The sequence below is a fragment of the Stenotrophomonas sp. YJH_SMC_82 genome (assembly GCF_059368875.1).
In genome coordinates this window covers 705,570-720,419 of sequence record NZ_JCAFSE010000001.1, presented here as the reverse complement: position 1 = coordinate 720,419, position 14,850 = coordinate 705,570, and the positions used below count along the sequence as shown (strand labels likewise).

General features: G+C 67.7%; 10 protein-coding genes. 6 read left to right on the top strand and 4 right to left on the bottom strand.

Going from position 1 to position 14,850, the window contains the following annotated elements; all coding sequences use genetic code 11:
* Positions 1 to 105: 105 nt before the first annotated feature.
* Both AC5P53_RS03280 and AC5P53_RS03275 read left to right on the top strand, forming a co-directional pair.
* Entirely contained in the window at positions 106 to 1,275 is a 1,170-nt protein-coding gene (locus tag AC5P53_RS03280) for an OprO/OprP family phosphate-selective porin (protein WP_046432442.1), read from the top strand.
* 66 nt (positions 1,276 to 1,341) lie between these two features.
* On the top strand, positions 1,342 to 3,984 hold the full coding sequence (locus tag AC5P53_RS03275; protein WP_014648359.1) for a hybrid sensor histidine kinase/response regulator: 2,643 nt from the start codon (positions 1,342 to 1,344) through the stop codon (positions 3,982 to 3,984).
* A gap of 637 nt (positions 3,985 to 4,621) precedes the next feature.
* Here AC5P53_RS03275 and AC5P53_RS03270 read toward each other — a convergent pair.
* Genes AC5P53_RS03270 through AC5P53_RS03255 form a run of 4 tightly spaced genes read right to left on the bottom strand, consistent with a single transcriptional unit; the run spans position 4,622 to position 8,426 of the window.
* A complete protein-coding gene (locus AC5P53_RS03270) occupies positions 4,622 to 5,272 on the bottom strand; it encodes a response regulator (RefSeq protein WP_014648360.1) in 651 nt (216 codons plus the stop codon).
* A gap of 28 nt (positions 5,273 to 5,300) precedes the next feature.
* Positions 5,301 to 6,356, bottom strand: a complete 1,056-nt coding sequence (locus AC5P53_RS03265) for an ABC transporter substrate-binding protein (RefSeq protein WP_032956561.1) — start codon at positions 6,354 to 6,356, stop codon at positions 5,301 to 5,303.
* Positions 6,353 to 7,744, bottom strand: coding sequence for a sensor histidine kinase (locus AC5P53_RS03260; RefSeq protein ID WP_014648362.1), 1,392 nt, complete (start codon positions 7,742 to 7,744; stop codon positions 6,353 to 6,355). The genes AC5P53_RS03265 and AC5P53_RS03260 overlap by 4 nt, the downstream gene beginning before the upstream one ends.
* Complete coding sequence (locus AC5P53_RS03255; RefSeq protein ID WP_005419188.1) at positions 7,737 to 8,426, bottom strand: response regulator transcription factor; 690 nt, start codon at positions 8,424 to 8,426, stop codon at positions 7,737 to 7,739. The genes AC5P53_RS03260 and AC5P53_RS03255 overlap by 8 nt, the downstream gene beginning before the upstream one ends.
* Before the next feature lie 242 nt (positions 8,427 to 8,668).
* Here AC5P53_RS03255 and AC5P53_RS03250 point away from each other — a divergent pair, with 242 nt between their 5' ends.
* From AC5P53_RS03250 to AC5P53_RS03235, 4 genes are all read left to right on the top strand, one after another.
* Positions 8,669 to 9,808 carry an OprO/OprP family phosphate-selective porin gene (locus tag AC5P53_RS03250; protein WP_053496099.1) on the top strand — a complete coding sequence of 380 codons (1,140 nt, stop codon included), beginning with the start codon at positions 8,669 to 8,671 and terminating at the stop codon, positions 9,806 to 9,808.
* Positions 9,809 to 9,883: 75 nt separating this feature from the next.
* The gene (locus AC5P53_RS03245; protein WP_005419191.1) at positions 9,884 to 11,212 is read left to right on the top strand and encodes a CitMHS family transporter; all 1,329 of its coding nucleotides are present in this window, start codon (positions 9,884 to 9,886) and stop codon (positions 11,210 to 11,212) included.
* A 24-nt stretch (positions 11,213 to 11,236) separates the two neighbouring features.
* The gene (gene phbB, locus AC5P53_RS03240) at positions 11,237 to 11,977 is read left to right on the top strand and encodes an acetoacetyl-CoA reductase (RefSeq protein WP_005419193.1); all 741 of its coding nucleotides are present in this window, start codon (positions 11,237 to 11,239) and stop codon (positions 11,975 to 11,977) included.
* A gap of 228 nt (positions 11,978 to 12,205) precedes the next feature.
* Positions 12,206 to 14,503 carry a TonB-dependent receptor gene (locus AC5P53_RS03235; RefSeq protein WP_126411349.1) on the top strand — a complete coding sequence of 766 codons (2,298 nt, stop codon included), beginning with the start codon at positions 12,206 to 12,208 and terminating at the stop codon, positions 14,501 to 14,503.
* Positions 14,504 to 14,850: the final 347 nt, after the last annotated feature.

The window sequence follows — 14,850 nt, the reverse complement described above, 5'->3', positions numbered from 1 at the left end:
GGCTGGTGGCCCGGGCTGAACGGCTGGGTGAGTCTTTGCGAAAGTTCCGGCCCTTGCGGCCGTTGATGTCCTGTCCACACGCAATCTGAGAGAGCCGCACCCAACATGCGCCCGAATCCCACCTTGCTGGCCCTGTCGCTGGCCGCCCTTCCCGCCTTCGCCTCGGCCGCCGATTTCGACAACTGGCCGACCAAGTACACCTTCGGTGATGGCACCGAGCTGGCGGCCACCGCCAACATCGCCTACGACTACAACGACTTCTCCTCGGCCAGTGGCCTCGAGGACGACGATGCCGTGCGCCGCAAGGAATTCGGCGCGACGCTGAAAAAGAAGGGCGTCTACGATGCGATGGTCTACTACGACTTCCAGGCCGATACCTGGCTGGACGTGTTCGTGCGCTTCGAGAGCAAGGCCTTCTTCGGCCGTGACGTCGGCCGCTTCCGCTTCGGCTACATGAAGACCCCGGTCGGCCTGGATGCGAACACCTCTTCGCGTGCCGGCAGCTTCCTGGAAACCTCGCTGCCGGTGCAGGCCTTCTACGAAGGCCGCCGCACCGGCGTGGAGTGGGTGCTGGAGCGCCCGCAGTACCTGCTGCAGGCCGGAGCCTATGGCGGCAAGGACCTGCAGGGCGACAACCCCGGCACCACCCAGGCGGTGCGTGCGGTGTGGACGCCGGTGAAGGCACCAGGCGATGTGATCCACCTGGGCCTGGCCTACTCGCAGGAAAACCCGCGTGGCTACAGCGATGGCCGCGACGTGCATCACGAGGCCAGCGCCCGCCTGCGCGCGCGCCCGGAAGCCGGCCTGACCGACATCCGCTACGTCGATTCCGGTGCGCTGGTCACCGCCGACCAGATCCGCCGCACCGGCCTGGAAGGCATCTGGATCCGGGGCCCGTTCTCGCTGCAGGCCGAAGCGCTGCGCGCTACGGTCACCCGTCGTGACGGCAAGCCCGACTACACCGGCAGTGGCCAGTACGCGATGGCCAGCTGGGTGCTGACCGGCGAATCGCGCCCGTACAACGCCGGCGCGGTGGCCAACATCAAGCCGGCGCACAATTACGGCGCGGTCGAACTGCTGGCCCGATACAGCCGTCTCGACCTGGACGATGGCAGCATCCTCGGCGGCCGCCAGCACGACCTGACGCTGGGTGCGAACTGGTACCTGACCAGCCACTTCAAGTTCCAGGCCAACTACGTGAAGGTCGACGCCAGCCGTCGTGGCGTGCACAGCACGCCGGAGATCTTCGAACTGCGCGCGCAGATGCACTTCTGACCCCTTCCACGTCAGACCCCGGCGGGCGTGCACGCCACGCCCGCCGGCCCTGCGTAGACTGCCGCCATGTACTGGCTCAGCCGCCACCGGATGCTGTTGCTGACCCTGCTGGTGATGGTCGGCGGTACCGTGCTGTGCGCGGTCGCCGCCGGTCATTACGCCTGGCGGCGCGCGCTCGGCGAGGAAAGCAGCCAGGTGCAACGCCAGCTGCAGCTGTATGGCCAGGGCCTGCAACAGCGCATCGACCGCTTCGGCACCTTGCCGCAGGTGCTGGCACTTGACCCGGATCTGCTGCATGCACTGCGCGTGCCGCCCTCGCCCAGCGAACGGCAGCGGCTGAACCTCAAGCTGCAACGCGCCAACGAAGTCACCCGTGCCTCGACCCTGACCCTGGTCGGCCACGACGGTGTGGCGGTGGCGGCCAGCAACTGGGACCAGCCGACCACCAATGTCGGCGAGAACTACAGCTACCGCCCCTACTACCGCCAGGCGCTGGCGCAGGGCCGTGGCCGCTTCTACGGCATCGGCATGACCACCGGCGTGCCCGGCTATTACCTTTCGCAGGCCATCGAAGAAGACGGCAAGCGGCTGGGCGTGGTGGTGATCAAGGTCGAGTTGTCCGCGCTGGAGCAGGAATGGCTGAGCAGCCCGGACGTGGTGCTGGCCAGCGACGACCACGACGTGGTGTTCCTGGCCAACCGGGACAGCTGGCGCTACCGGCTGCTGCGCCCGCTGGGAGCCGATGAGCGCCGCGAGATGCTGGACGCCCGCCAGTACGCCGACCGCGCATTGCAGCCCCTGCGCGCACGCACCGAAGACGTGCTGGCCGATGGCGGCCGCATGGTGCGCCTGCTGGATCCGGCGCTGCCGCAGCCGATGCTGTGGCAGAGCCTGCCGCTGCCCGCCGAAGGCTGGAACCTGCACCTGCTGCACGATGCCAGTGCCGCCACCGGCGCCGGCCGCGCCGCAGCACTCACCGGTGGCGCTGCATGGCTGGCGCTGGGCTTCCTGGTGCTGTTCGTGCAGCAGCGCCGGCGACTGGCCAAGCATCGCCTGCGCAGCCGCCGCGAGCTGGAAACCCTGCTCAAGCAGCATGCACAGGAACTGCGTACCGCGCAGGATGGCCTGCTGCAGGCCGCCACCGATGCCGACAGCGGCCTCAGCCGCAGCCTCGAACACCTGCCGCAGGGCGTGGTGGTGATCGACCGCGAACTGCGCCTGGTCGCGTGGAATTCGCGCTATCTGGAACTGTTCCGCTTCCCGCAGGACCTGGTTCGCGTCGGCCGGCCGATCGAGGAACTGTTCCGCTTCAACGCACGCCGTGGCCTGCTTGGTCCGGGCCCGGTCGATGAAGCCATCGAGCGCCGCCTGAACCACCTGCGCAGCGGCCGCCCGCACATGCGCGAGAGCGAAAAAGACGATGGCACCGTGCTGGAAATCCGCGGCAACCCGCTGCCCGACGGCGGCTTCGTCACCAGCTATGCCGACATCACCAGCTACAAGAACGCCGCGCGCGAACTGCGCTCGCTGGCCGATGCGCTGGAACACCGCATCGCCGAGCGCACCCATGACCTGGAAGAAGCACGCCGCGAAGCCGAGCAGGCCAACCGCTACAAGACGCGATTCGTCGCCTCGGCCGTGCACGACCTGCTGCAGCCGCTCAACGCGGCGCGCATGTTCGTCTCGGTGCTGCGCGGCAAGCTGGGCGACCCGGCGCAGCAGCAGACTGCGGACCACATCGATGCTGCGCTGGCCGCGCAGGATGCGATCCTCAACAGCCTGCTGGATATCGCGCGCCTGGAATCCGGCAGCCTGCCGACCCGAGTGCAGGCGTTCCGGCTCGGGCCTTTGCTGCAGACGCTGGCGCGCGAATTCGGCATCGCCGCACAGTCGCGTGGCCTGGTGGTCGACTGGGTCGATACCGATGCGGTGGTGGTCAGCGATGAAGCCCTGCTGCGCCGAATCCTGCAGAACTTCCTGTCCAACGCGCTGCGCTACAGCGAACGCGGCCGCGTGCTGCTCGGCTGCCGTCGCCGTGAAGGCATGCTGTGGATCGAGGTGCACGACCAGGGCCCCGGCATTCCCGACGCATTGCAGGGCGAGATCTTCGAGGAGTTCCGCCGCCTGCACGACGGCCAGCAGCGCGGCGCCGGCCTTGGCCTGGCCATCGTCGATCGCATCGGCCGCCTGCTTGGGCATCCGATCCGGCTGCGCTCGCAGCTGGGCCAGGGCAGCGTGTTCGCGGTGGGCGTGCCGTTCGGCGAAGCCAGCGCGATTCCCGCTACTGCTCCCGTGCCGGTGCTGGTGCAGGAACCGGCGGCGGACAACCCGCTTCGCGGTCGCCGGGTGTGGGTGATCGACGACGATCCGCACGTGTGCGCGGCCAGCCGCGCGCTGCTGGAGCGCTGGGGCTGCGAGGTGGCGCTGGCCGATGGCCCACAGGCGGCGCTGCAGCTGGCAGCAACAGGCGCAGTACCGGAGCTGGTGCTGCTGGATGTGCGCATGGGCGATCACCATGGGCCGGTGCTGTACGAGACATTGGCCGAATTGTGGCAGGCCCGCCCGCCTGTAGTGCTGGTTACTGCCGAGCGCGATGCGGGATTGCGTGAGATGGCCGCCGAACGCGGCTGGGGGATGATGGCCAAGCCGGTGAAGCCGCCGGCGCTGCGGGCACTGATGAGTCAGTTGCTGATCCGCCATCGCGGGTAGTTTCCAGCCAACGGCGCAGCCCCTCGTGGGTGGTGTCTGGGTGGTCGCGGAAAGCAGAAGCCGCGGGTGGGCCGGTCGGGTTGGGTACGCGGGGGACGCCGTGAATCCGTCCCTGGAGGCTTGGCAGCCGCTTGCTCGTGTGCGCTGTCCTGCGCACACGGCAAGACCCGGGTTGGGCGTCCTGCCCAACCCGCCCGAGGCATGCCTCGGGCCCATGCGGCTGACACCCCCGCGCACCCAACCCGACCGGCCTCCGACAGATTTCGGTGGCCTGCACCCACGGAGAAGAAAATAAGATCAAAAGCGGGTCGCGCGCTGCGCTTGCTCGTGTAGAGCCGAGCCCATGCTCGGCTTCACGGACCGGCCAGAAAGCAGCCGAGCGTGGGCTCGGCTCTGCAAAAAGCGGCCTGTCAGGCTGCCTTTGCTTTGGATCTTCTTTTCTCTTCCGTGGATGGATGCGCACGGAACCTGTCCGTGGCCGGGTAGGTGGGCTGCGCAGGGGCGTGAGCCGCATGGATGCGGCGACCGAGCTTACATGGATGTACTTGCAGCGGCCCCTGTGCAGTCCATCTGCCCGGCCTCACCCATGAACTGCTCTACGTGTCCACCCACGAGGGGCTGCGCCGTTGGCTGGAAACTACAGCCCGATGCCGGCGTCGCCCTCGGGCTCCAGCGCCTTCACCAGCACCGCCGCCTGTGTGCGGCTGTGGCACTCGAGCTTCTTCAGGATGGCGGTGACGTGCACCTTCACCGTGTTCTCGGCCAGCCCCAGGGTGTAGGCGATCTGCTTGTTGAGCAGGCCGTCGGCCAGGCAGAGCAGCACACGGAACTGCTGCGGGGTCAGCTGGGCCAGGCGGCTGGCCAGTAGTGCATCGGCCTCGGAACGCTCGGCGGCCATCGCCGGGAACCACAGGCCGCCATCGAGTACTGCCTGCACGGCCTCGCCGATGGTCTCGGCCGGCGCGGACTTCGGGATGAAACCGGCGGCGCCGAACTGCTGGGCACGGCGGATCACCCGCGGATGGTCGTTGGAGGAAAGGATCACCACCGGGATGTCCGGATGCGAGCCGCGCACGTGCAGCAGCGCGGAAAAACCGTGCGCGCCGGGCATGGTCAGGTCGAGCAGCACCAGGTCCACGTCCGGCTGTGCGTCGAGCGCCTCGGCCAGCGCATCGGCACTGGCCACCTCGCGCACCTGCGCCAGCGGCAGGCTCTGCCGCAAGGACTGCACCACCGCCGAACGCAGCAGCGGGTGGTCGTCGGCGATCAGGATGGTGTATTCGCTCATGCCGCCATTGTACGGGCAGGCCGGAGCCTCAGCGCCCCGCCGGCTCGACGCTGCTGCGCCAGGCATCGAGGAACTGGCGGCGCTTGAGCGCATCCAGGTACACCAGCAGGCCCGGGCCGAGCTGGATCGGACGCCGGCTGCGGCCGGGCGCATCGCCGCCACGTGCGTTGCCGGTCACGATCGGCATCAGCCGCGCCTCGCGCGACAGCACCTGCTGGCCACGGGGCGACAGCAGGTAGTCGAGGAAGCGCCGCGCTTCTTCCGGGTGTGGGCCGGTACGCGGAATCACCGCGGTGCGCAGCACCACCAGCGTGTAGTCCTCAGGCTCGACGATGGCCAGTGGCGCGCCGGCATCGACACGTGCCTGCGCATAGGAACCAAGCACGTTGTAGACCAGCGACAGCTCGCCGCTGGCCACCTTGTCCAGCAGCACGCCGGTGCGCTCTTCGCGCACTACGTCGTTGTCGCCGAGCGCCCCCAGCAGCGCGCCGGCGATGCTGCCGCGCTGCGCATCCTGGGTTGCCAGCAGGTAGCCGACACTGCTGCGCTCGATGTCATAGGTGCCGACCCTGCCGCGCAGCGGTGCACCTTCGGCACGCAGCCGGTCCAGCAGCTGGCGGCGCGTGTGCGGCACCTTTGCCGAAGGCATTGCGCGGGTGTTGTAGACCATCACCACCGGCTCGTAGCTGATGCCGAAGGCCTCGTTGCGCCACTGCGCCCAGGCTGGCAGCGCAGCGGTCAGCGCCGAGCGATGTGGCAGCGCGTGGCCATCGTTGACCAGCTTGGTCTGCAGGTCCATGCCGCTGGAGATCAGCAGGTCCGGCGATGCCGGCCCACCGCGGTCGTGCAGGTAACGCGCGTACAGGTCCTGGGTGATGATGTCCTCGTACACCACCTCGGTGCCCGGGTGCAGCCGCTGGTAATCGGCAATCACCACCGCGAACACTTCGATGTCGGTAGTGCCGTGAATGCGCAGCTGCGCGGTGGCCGCCCCCTGTGCGGGAAAACGACGCACATCGCCGGGCGCGGCCAGCACCGGCAGGGCCAGCAGCAGGGCAACGGCCGTGGCAAACAGGCGGATCATGGACTGCTCCGTGGCAGGCGGATGGTGGCGATCAGCCCGCCCTGCGGGCGGTTGCTGAGGTCGATGCGGCCGCCGTGGCTGTCGACCACCCGCTTGACGATGGCCAGGCCCAGCCCGGCACCGCCGGATGGCGCGCCTTCGCCACGCGCGAAGCGCTCGAATACGCGTTCGGCATCGGCAGCCGCGATGCCTGCGCCATGGTCGGCGATGGTCAGCACGGCCTGCCCGCTTTCCACGGTCAGCGCGATCTGCAACGGGCCGTCGCCGCCGTACTTCAACGCGTTGTCGACCAGGTTCTTGATTGCCTCGCGCAGCAGCAGCGCGTCGCCATGCACCTGCACCGGCTCGGCAGTCATCGCCAGTTGCACGCGCGGTGCCGGGCTTGCCTGCGGCAGTGCTTCATGCAACGCCTGGTGCACGGTCTCGGCCAGATCCACCGCCGCAAAGCGCTGCAGGTGCGAACGATGGATCACGCTGGCATCGCTGAGCAGCTGGTTGAGCAGCCGGCTCATATGCGTGGCGTTGCGCTCGATCGCCTGCAGGCTGCGTCGCATGTCCTCCGGATCGTCATCATCCAGCGCCAACTGCGCCTGAGCTCGCAATGCCGCCAGTGGCGTGCGCATCTGGTGTGCGGCCTCGGCCATGAACGCGCGCAGTGTCTCGTTGCTGCTGGACAGGCGCTCCATGAAGCGGTTCAACGCGGCCACCATCTGGTCCATCTCGCGTGGCACGCGGGCATCGAGCGGCTTCAGGTCGGACGGCTCGCGGCGCGACAGCTCGCGCTCCACCCGCACCAGCGGCCGGAACGCACGATGCACGCCGAACGCCACCAGCGCCAGCAGCAGCCCGGACAACACACCGATCGCCAGCAATGCACGATTGACCATGTCCTGCGCAACGGCTTCGCGCGCGCGCCGGGTCTGGCCCACCTGCACCTGCACCTCGCCCTGCGCGGAGGCCGCGGCGAAACTGCGGCCGACCACCACGAAGCGCACGGTTTCGCCGCTGTAGGGGGCGTCGAACAGCTGCGGCTGGGTACCGGGCCTGCGCGGCGGTGTCGGCAGATCACCGTAGCCGGTGATCAGCGTGCCGCGGCTGTCGGCCACCCGGTAGAACACGCGGTCCTCCGGCGCCATCGCCAGCAGGTCCAGCGCCGCATAGGGCAGATCGACCTGCCACTGGCCGTCGACCAGGGCCACCGAATCGGCGATGGACAGCGCCGAGGACACCAGCAGGTGATCGTAGGATCGGTTGGCGGCGCGCTGGCCGTAATCGCGTGCGGCGAACAGCAGGGCCACCGCGAACACCGCCAGCAGCACGCCGAGGTAGAGCAGCAGCGTGCGCCGCAGCGAACCCGGCGCCGCAGTCGCAGCACGCGTGTCAGCCATCGGCGTCGGCATGGGTATCGCTGGCTTCCAGCAGGTAACCGACGCCACGCACCGTGGTGATGCGCAGCGGCGCGCCCGCCAGCTTCTTTCTCAGGCGACCAACGTACAACTCGATGGCATTCGGGCCCGCTTCGTCATCGAAACCAAACAGGCCGTTGCCGATCTCGTCCTTGCCGACCACCTGGCCAAGACGGCCGACCAGGATCTCCAGCAGGCGGTACTCGCGATTGGGCAGTTCGATCGGCTCCCCGTCGAGGCTGACCCGGTGCGCCGCGTTGTCGAACTGGAAGCCGCCAATCTGCACCACTTCGCTGGCCTGGCCGCGCGCACGCCGCAGCAGCACGCGGCAGCGCGCTTCGAACTCGCGGAAATCAAACGGCTTGCCCAGGTAGTCGTCGGCCCCCACATCCAGCGCCTGCACGCGATCTTCGATGCCGTCACGCGCGGTCAGCATCAGCACCGGCGTGCTGTCACCGCGCTCGCGCATGCCGGCCAGCACGCGCAGGCCATCGAGCTTGGGCAGGCCGATGTCCAGCACCACCAGGTCGAAGCTCTGGTAGCGCAGCACGCTGGCAGCGGCCAGGCCATCGGCCTGCCAGTCCACGGCGTGCCCGCTGCGGCGCATCCGGCGGATGATCGCATCGGCCAGATCCGGATTGTCTTCGACCAGCAGCAGGCGCATGGGCACACGGGTGGGAGGGGAACCGAATGCTACCGCATGCCGCCGCTGGGCTCGCCGGGCGCGGCACGGCGAGCCCAGCGGCCTGCTTTTCGCTGCACCGCACAATCCGTTGACAGGACGATGACAGCTTGCCCGACCCAGACTGCGGCCGCGCACCGTCCGGTGCCCACGATTGCCGCGCGCCTGGCGCGCACCTGGGAGGGTTTGTGGAATTCACGTTTGCCTGGCGGCGTCCTGCCGCCATGATGGCGCTGGCTGTCCTGTCGGTGCCGGCCTTCGCCGCCGAAGACGACCGTCCGGTCACCGCCACCCTGGGGGGCCGCCTGCACCTGGACTTCGCCACCTTCGACAACGACAACCGCGGAACGCCGAACAAGGATGACACCGAGATCCGCCGTGCATGGGTCGATGTGTCCGGCAAGTTCTTCGTGGTCGACTACAAGCTGGAAGCCGACTTCTCCGGCGACCGCGTCGAGGCCAAGGATGTCTACCTGGCCCGCAGCTTCGGCAAGGCGGGCAAGCTGACCGTGGGCCAGTTCAAGCAGTATTTCTCGCTGGATGACCGTACCAGCTCCAACTACGGCAGCTTCCTGGAGCGCGGCAACGCCGGCACCACGCTGGCGCCGCTGTACCGCCTGGGTGCGTCCTGGCAGGCCAACCCGGGCGACTTCACCTGGGCGGCCAGCCTCTACAGCCTGGAGAGCATCGACGCCTGGCAGGTGAAGGGTCGCGCGGCGGGTGGTCGCATCACCTGGGCGCCCTCGCCCAGCGACGGCGACGTGCTGCACCTGGGCCTGTCGCTGGCCCGCGAGGCGTACGACAACCCCGGCGCCAATGGCGTGCCCGGCCTGCGCATCCGTCCGCGCCCGGCCGGCCACCTGTCCGACGAGAGCCGCCTGACCCTGGTCGACTTCTCCGCCGGCCGCGATACCGACGTCAACAAGTGGTCGCTGGAATACGCGCAGGTGCGCGGCCCGCTGTCGTGGCAGGGCGAGTTCAGTGGCGCCACCTTCGATGACGGCGCCCAGCGCGGCGACGTGATGGCCGCCTACGGCATGCTCAGCTGGTTCGTCACCGGCGAAAGCCGCGCCTATGACCGCAAGACCGGGCGCTTCGCGCGGGTGAAGGACATCCGCCACAAGGCCGGTGCATTCGAAGTGGCGCTGCGCTACGACCAGATGTGGGGCGCACAGCACCTCGACGGCGCGCCGGACCTGCGCCGTGGCAGCACTGAGGCGTGGACGCTGGGTGGCAACTGGTACCTGCGCGACAACCTGCGCTTCATGCTCAACGTGATCGAAAGCCGCAACCGCGACCGCCTGGCCGGGGTCACGGTGGACCGCACCCGCGCGGTCACCGGCCGCCTGCAGTACGACTTCTAGGCCTGACATTCCGGGCGCGCGGCGCCCGGCCCCTTCCACTCCCCACGTCCTGTTTTCGCAAGGAGTCCGCAGATGATGCTGAGCATCCTCGGCTTTGGCATGGTCATTACGTTCATGTACTTGATCATGAGCAAGCGCCTGTCGCCGCTCGTCGCCCTGATCACCATCCCCATCCTGTTCGCGCTGATCGGTGGCTTCGGTGCCGGCATCGACGAGATGATGCTGGAGGGCATCAAGAAGATCGCGCCGACCGGCGTGATGCTGATGTTCGCCATCCTCTACTTCGGGGTGATGATCGACGCAGGCCTGTTCGATCCGCTGGTGCGGGTGATTCTGCGCTTCGTCAAGGGCGATCCGATGAAGATCGTGCTTGGCACCGCCGTGCTGGCGATGCTGATCTCGCTCGATGGCGACGGTTCGACCACCTACATGATCACCGTCTCGGCGATGCTGCCGCTGTACCAGCGGCTGGGCATGAACGCGCTGAACATGACCTGCGTGACCATCCTCGCCGGCGGCGTGATGAACCTGACCCCGTGGGGCGGCCCGACCGCACGCGCGGCCACTGCGCTGCACGTGGACCCGGCCGATGTGTTCGTGCCGCTCATCCCGTCGATGGTGATCGCCTGTGCCGGCGTGCTGCTGCTGGCCTGGTACCTGGGCTTGAAGGAACGCCGTCGCCTCGGCGTGGTGACCCTGCCCAAGGGCGGCAGCTGGATGGACAACAGCGTATCGGACGACAGCAATCCGCTGCCGACCGTGGAAGACGCCGAGGACATCAAGCGGCCGAAGCTGCTGTGGGTGAACCTGGCCCTGACCGTGGCGCTGATGACCGCGCTGATCATCGGCGTGCTGCCGATGCCGGTGCTGTTCATGGTCGGCTTCGCCATCGCCCTGGTGATCAACTACCCGAACCTGGCCGAGCAGCGCCGCCGCGTGGTCAACCACGCCGGCAACGTGCTGTCGGTGGTGTCGCTGATCTTCGCCGCAGGCATCTTCACCGGCATCCTCAACAACACCGGCATGGTCGAAGCGATGTCGCACAGCTTCCTGGCGGTGATTCCGGAGTCGTGGGGCCCGTACCTGGCGGTGATCACCGCGGTGGCGTCGATGCCGTTCACCTTCTTCATGTCCAACGACGCGTTCTACTTCGGCGTGCTGCCGATCCTGTCCGAGGCCGCCGGCAACTACGGCATCACTCCGGTGGAAATGGCGCGCGCCTCGCTGGCTGGCCAGCCGGTGCACCTGCTCAGCCCGCTGGTGCCGTCCACCTACCTGCTGGTGGGCCTGGCCAAGGTCGAATTCGCCGACCACCAGAAGTTCACCCTGAAGTGGGCCATCGCCATCTCGATGCTGCTGATGATCGGCAGCCTGCTGTTCGGCCTGTATCCCCTCGCCGCCTGACCCTTTGCCAAGGAGCCTTCTGCAATGACGCTTCGAATCGCTTACGTCACCAGTGGAATGGGCAGTGTCGGCACTGCCATCTGCCAGAGCCTGGCCCGCAGCGGCCACACCGTGGTTGCCGGCTGCGCGCCGAACTCGCCGCGCAAGGCCAACTGGCTGCGCGAGCAGCGCGAACAGGGCTTCGACTTCATCGCCTCCGAAGGCAACGCGACCGACTGGGCCTCGACCAGCGCCGCGTTCGCCAAGGTCCGCGCCGAAGTGGGTGAGGTCGATGTACTGGTCAACAACTCCGGCGGCAGCCGCGACCTGCTGTTCCGGCAGATGACGGTGGAGGACTGGAACGCGGTGATCGCCTCCAACCTCAATGCGCTGTTCAACCTGACCAAGCAGGTGGTCGACGGCATGGCCACGCGGGGCTGGGGCCGCATCATCAACATCGGCTCGGTCAGCGCCCACAAGGGCCAGATCGGCCAGGTGAACTACGCCACCGCCAAGGCCGCGATGCATGGCTTCAGCCGTGCGCTGGCCGCCGAAGTGGCTTCGCGCGGCGTCACCGTCAACACGCTTTCGCCGGGCTACATCGCCAGCCAGGCGATCAGCAGCTTCCCGCCGGATGTACTGGACCGGCTGGCGGCCTCGGTGCCGGTGCGCCGCCTGGGTCGCCCCGAGGAAGTGGCCGGCCTGTGCGCCTGGCTGGCCTCGGATGAAGCCTCGTACGTGACCGGCGCCGACTATCCGGTCAACGGTGGCCTGTACATGGGGTAAGCCAGTCTCCACGCTGCGCGTGGACCGCCTCCCCCACGGAGTGCGCGGGGCCGGTGAACCTTTGCTTGCGAAGGGAATCCGGCCCCTTTTTTCATCCGGCTGCGGGACCTGCGCGGGTGCCCTGCACCATTCGTTGGTTTTCCGTAAAGAAGGTTTCATGTTCCGTTCGCATAGTGGCCCTGCACCGCGCACGCGTGCCGGTGATCACCCCCCATGCAACGGACCACCATGCAGACCCGACACCTGACGATCGCCGTAGCGATCGTGCTCTCCGCCGCTGCCAGCGCCCATGCCGCCACCACCGCCGATACCGGCGCCAGCACCGATGCCGCGCTGAGCGCGCAGACGCTGGATACCGTCTCTGTGATCGGTCAGGGCGAGACCCGCCAGGTGCAGCGCATCACTGCCGTGGACAAGCAGGTGCTGCCGCCGGGCACCAGTGGCCAGAAGATCCTCGATCGCCTTCCGGGCGTGTCGGTGCAGTCCAACGATGCCTTTGGCGCCAACGAGGAATCGCAGACCATCAGCCTGCGCGGCTTCGACAAGAGCCGCCTGGGCTACACGCTGGACGGCATCCCGCTGGGCGACAACAGCTACGGCAATTACAACGGCCTGAGCATCGCCCGCGCGATCATCGCCGAGAACCTGGCCGGCGCCGAACTGTCGCAGGGCATTGGTTCGCTGGGCGTGGCCTCGACCAGCAACCTGGGCGGCACCATCCAGTATTTCTCGATGGATCCGTCCACCGAATTCGGTGGCCGCGCCAGCGTCACCGTCGGCGACAACCACCAGCGCCGCGGCTACCTGCGCGTGGACACCGGCGACCTCAACGGCTTCTCGGCCTATGTGTCCGGCGTGCACCAGGACCAGGACATGTGGGCCGCGCCGTACCAGAACCAGACCACCCGCCAGTTCAATGCCAAGGCAGTGTGGAACGTTGGCGACCACCGTTTCGGTGCGTTCGTGGCGACCTCGCGCGCCAGCCAGGCCAACTATGCCTACCTGTCCAAGGACATGCTGGCACGCGGACTGGGGTATGACTGGAACATCTACGCGCCGGACTGGGATCGCGCCGTCGCCGCCGCGTACTGCGCGCCTGGCACCTACAACAAGGCGCGCTGCAAGTTCAGCGGCGGCGTCAACAGCATCGACGATGCGTACTATCAGAGCCGTGCGCTGCGCGACGACAACCTGTACTCGGTCGATGCCGACCTGCGCCTGGGCGAGCAGGGCCGCCTGAAGCTGCTGGCCTACCACCACGACAACCGTGGCCAGGGCCACTGGTGGGCACCGGGCCAGCCGTCCTACCCGGGTACCGACAGGATGCTGCCGATCTCTATCCGCAGCACCAACTACACGATCAACCGCGATGGCCTGACCGCCGCGCTGTCGTGGACGGTGGGCATCCACGAGCTGGAAGCCGGCCTGTGGTACGAGCAGAACGACCATAACGTGTCGCGCAACTTCTACTACATCAGCGGCCCGTTCCTGGACGACCTGTACCTGAAGAACCCCGACCGCTTGCTGTTCAACCAGGACTTCGACATCCGCACGCGCCAGTTCTACGTGCAGGACCGCATGCGCTTCCTGGACCAGCGCCTGACCGTGGACGTGGGCATCAAGAGTCCCAACACCCGCATGCGCGCCACCGCGCAGCCCGGCGTTGAAACCCGCATTGCGTCGGGCACACTGACCGCCAAGGAATCGGTGCTGCCGCAGGTAGGCCTGGGCCTCAAGCTCAACGCCAACAACGAGCTGTTCGCCTCCTACGCCGAGAACATCGCCGCCTTCGTCGGCGGTGGCAGCGGCGGCCCGCTGCAGGTGTCGCCGGAATCGTTCGCGGCCAGCGCCGGGCTGGAGCCGGAGAAGTCCAAGAGCCTGGAAGCCGGCTTCCGCACTTTCGGTGAGAAGTACCAGGCCTCGATCGCTGCATACAACGTCAAGTTCGACAACCGCCTGCTGTCGCTGAACCCGTGTTCGAGCATCGAAGTCGGCACGCGCCCGGAGTGCGTGACGCGCTTCATCAACGTCGGTTCGGTGAAGAGCCATGGCGCGGAACTGACTTTCATCCTCAAGCCGATTGATGGCCTGCAGTGGTACAACGCGCTGTCCTGGAACAAGACCACCTACGAGGATGACTACACCTCGGGCGGTGCGATCGTTCCGGTGGCCGGCAAGATCACGGTGGATACGCCGCAGCGCATGGCCTCCAGCGAGATCAGCTGGAACCGCGACGGCTTCTTCGCCAGCCTGCGTGCGAAGTACACCGGCAAGCGCTACTACACCTACACCAACGACCAGTCGGTGCCGGGCGTGACCACCTTCGACGCCGGTGCGGGCTACGATTTCGGCCCGGGCCTGGGCCTGCGCAACGTGCGGGTGTCGTTGAACGCGACCAACCTGACCAACAAGCGCTACGCCGGCCAGCTGAGTTCGTTCGCACCGACTGATCCGAAGGGCACGCGCTATGCGATCCATGCGAGCGCACCGCGGCAGCTGTTCATGACGGTGGCGGCGGAGTTCTAGGTCAGAAGCGGGCGCTGCGGCGCATTGACTGTTCCTGCATGGCGCAGGTAGGCAGGCCCATGCAGGACACGCCGTAAACCCGTCCTTGGGGGCTCGATGGCGCCTTGCTCGTGTGCGCTGTCCTGCGCACACGGCAAGACCGGGGTTGGGCGTCCTGCCCAACCCGCCCGAGGCATGCCTCGGGCCCATGGCGCCAACGGTCCTGCATGGGCCTGCCTACCCGCGCTCGACAATTCCCAGCGCCGGCGCGGAGGCAATGGAAAGCAAGAGCAAAAGCAAAGAGCCGGGCATTGCCCGGCGCTTTGCTTTTCAAGCTTCTCAAACGCAATCCCTCTGGTGGACCTGCT

Bases quoted from the DNA above. Each gene is read 5' to 3' on its own strand.
- AC5P53_RS03280 (WP_046432442.1), top strand. From the start codon at position 106: ATGCGCCCGAATCCCACCTTGCTGGCCCTGTCGCTGGCCGCCCTTCCC.
- AC5P53_RS03275 (WP_014648359.1), top strand. From the start codon at position 1,342: ATGTACTGGCTCAGCCGCCACCGGATGCTGTTGCTGACCCTGCTGGTG.
- AC5P53_RS03270 (WP_014648360.1), bottom strand. From the start codon at position 5,272: ATGAGCGAATACACCATCCTGATCGCCGACGACCACCCGCTGCTGCGT.
- AC5P53_RS03265 (WP_032956561.1), bottom strand. From the start codon at position 6,356: ATGATCCGCCTGTTTGCCACGGCCGTTGCCCTGCTGCTGGCCCTGCCG.
- AC5P53_RS03260 (WP_014648362.1), bottom strand. From the start codon at position 7,744: ATGGCTGACACGCGTGCTGCGACTGCGGCGCCGGGTTCGCTGCGGCGC.
- AC5P53_RS03255 (WP_005419188.1), bottom strand. From the start codon at position 8,426: ATGCGCCTGCTGCTGGTCGAAGACAATCCGGATCTGGCCGATGCGATC.
- AC5P53_RS03250 (WP_053496099.1), top strand. From the start codon at position 8,669: ATGATGGCGCTGGCTGTCCTGTCGGTGCCGGCCTTCGCCGCCGAAGAC.
- AC5P53_RS03245 (WP_005419191.1), top strand. From the start codon at position 9,884: ATGCTGAGCATCCTCGGCTTTGGCATGGTCATTACGTTCATGTACTTG.
- phbB (WP_005419193.1), top strand. From the start codon at position 11,237: ATGACGCTTCGAATCGCTTACGTCACCAGTGGAATGGGCAGTGTCGGC.
- AC5P53_RS03235 (WP_126411349.1), top strand. From the start codon at position 12,206: ATGCAGACCCGACACCTGACGATCGCCGTAGCGATCGTGCTCTCCGCC.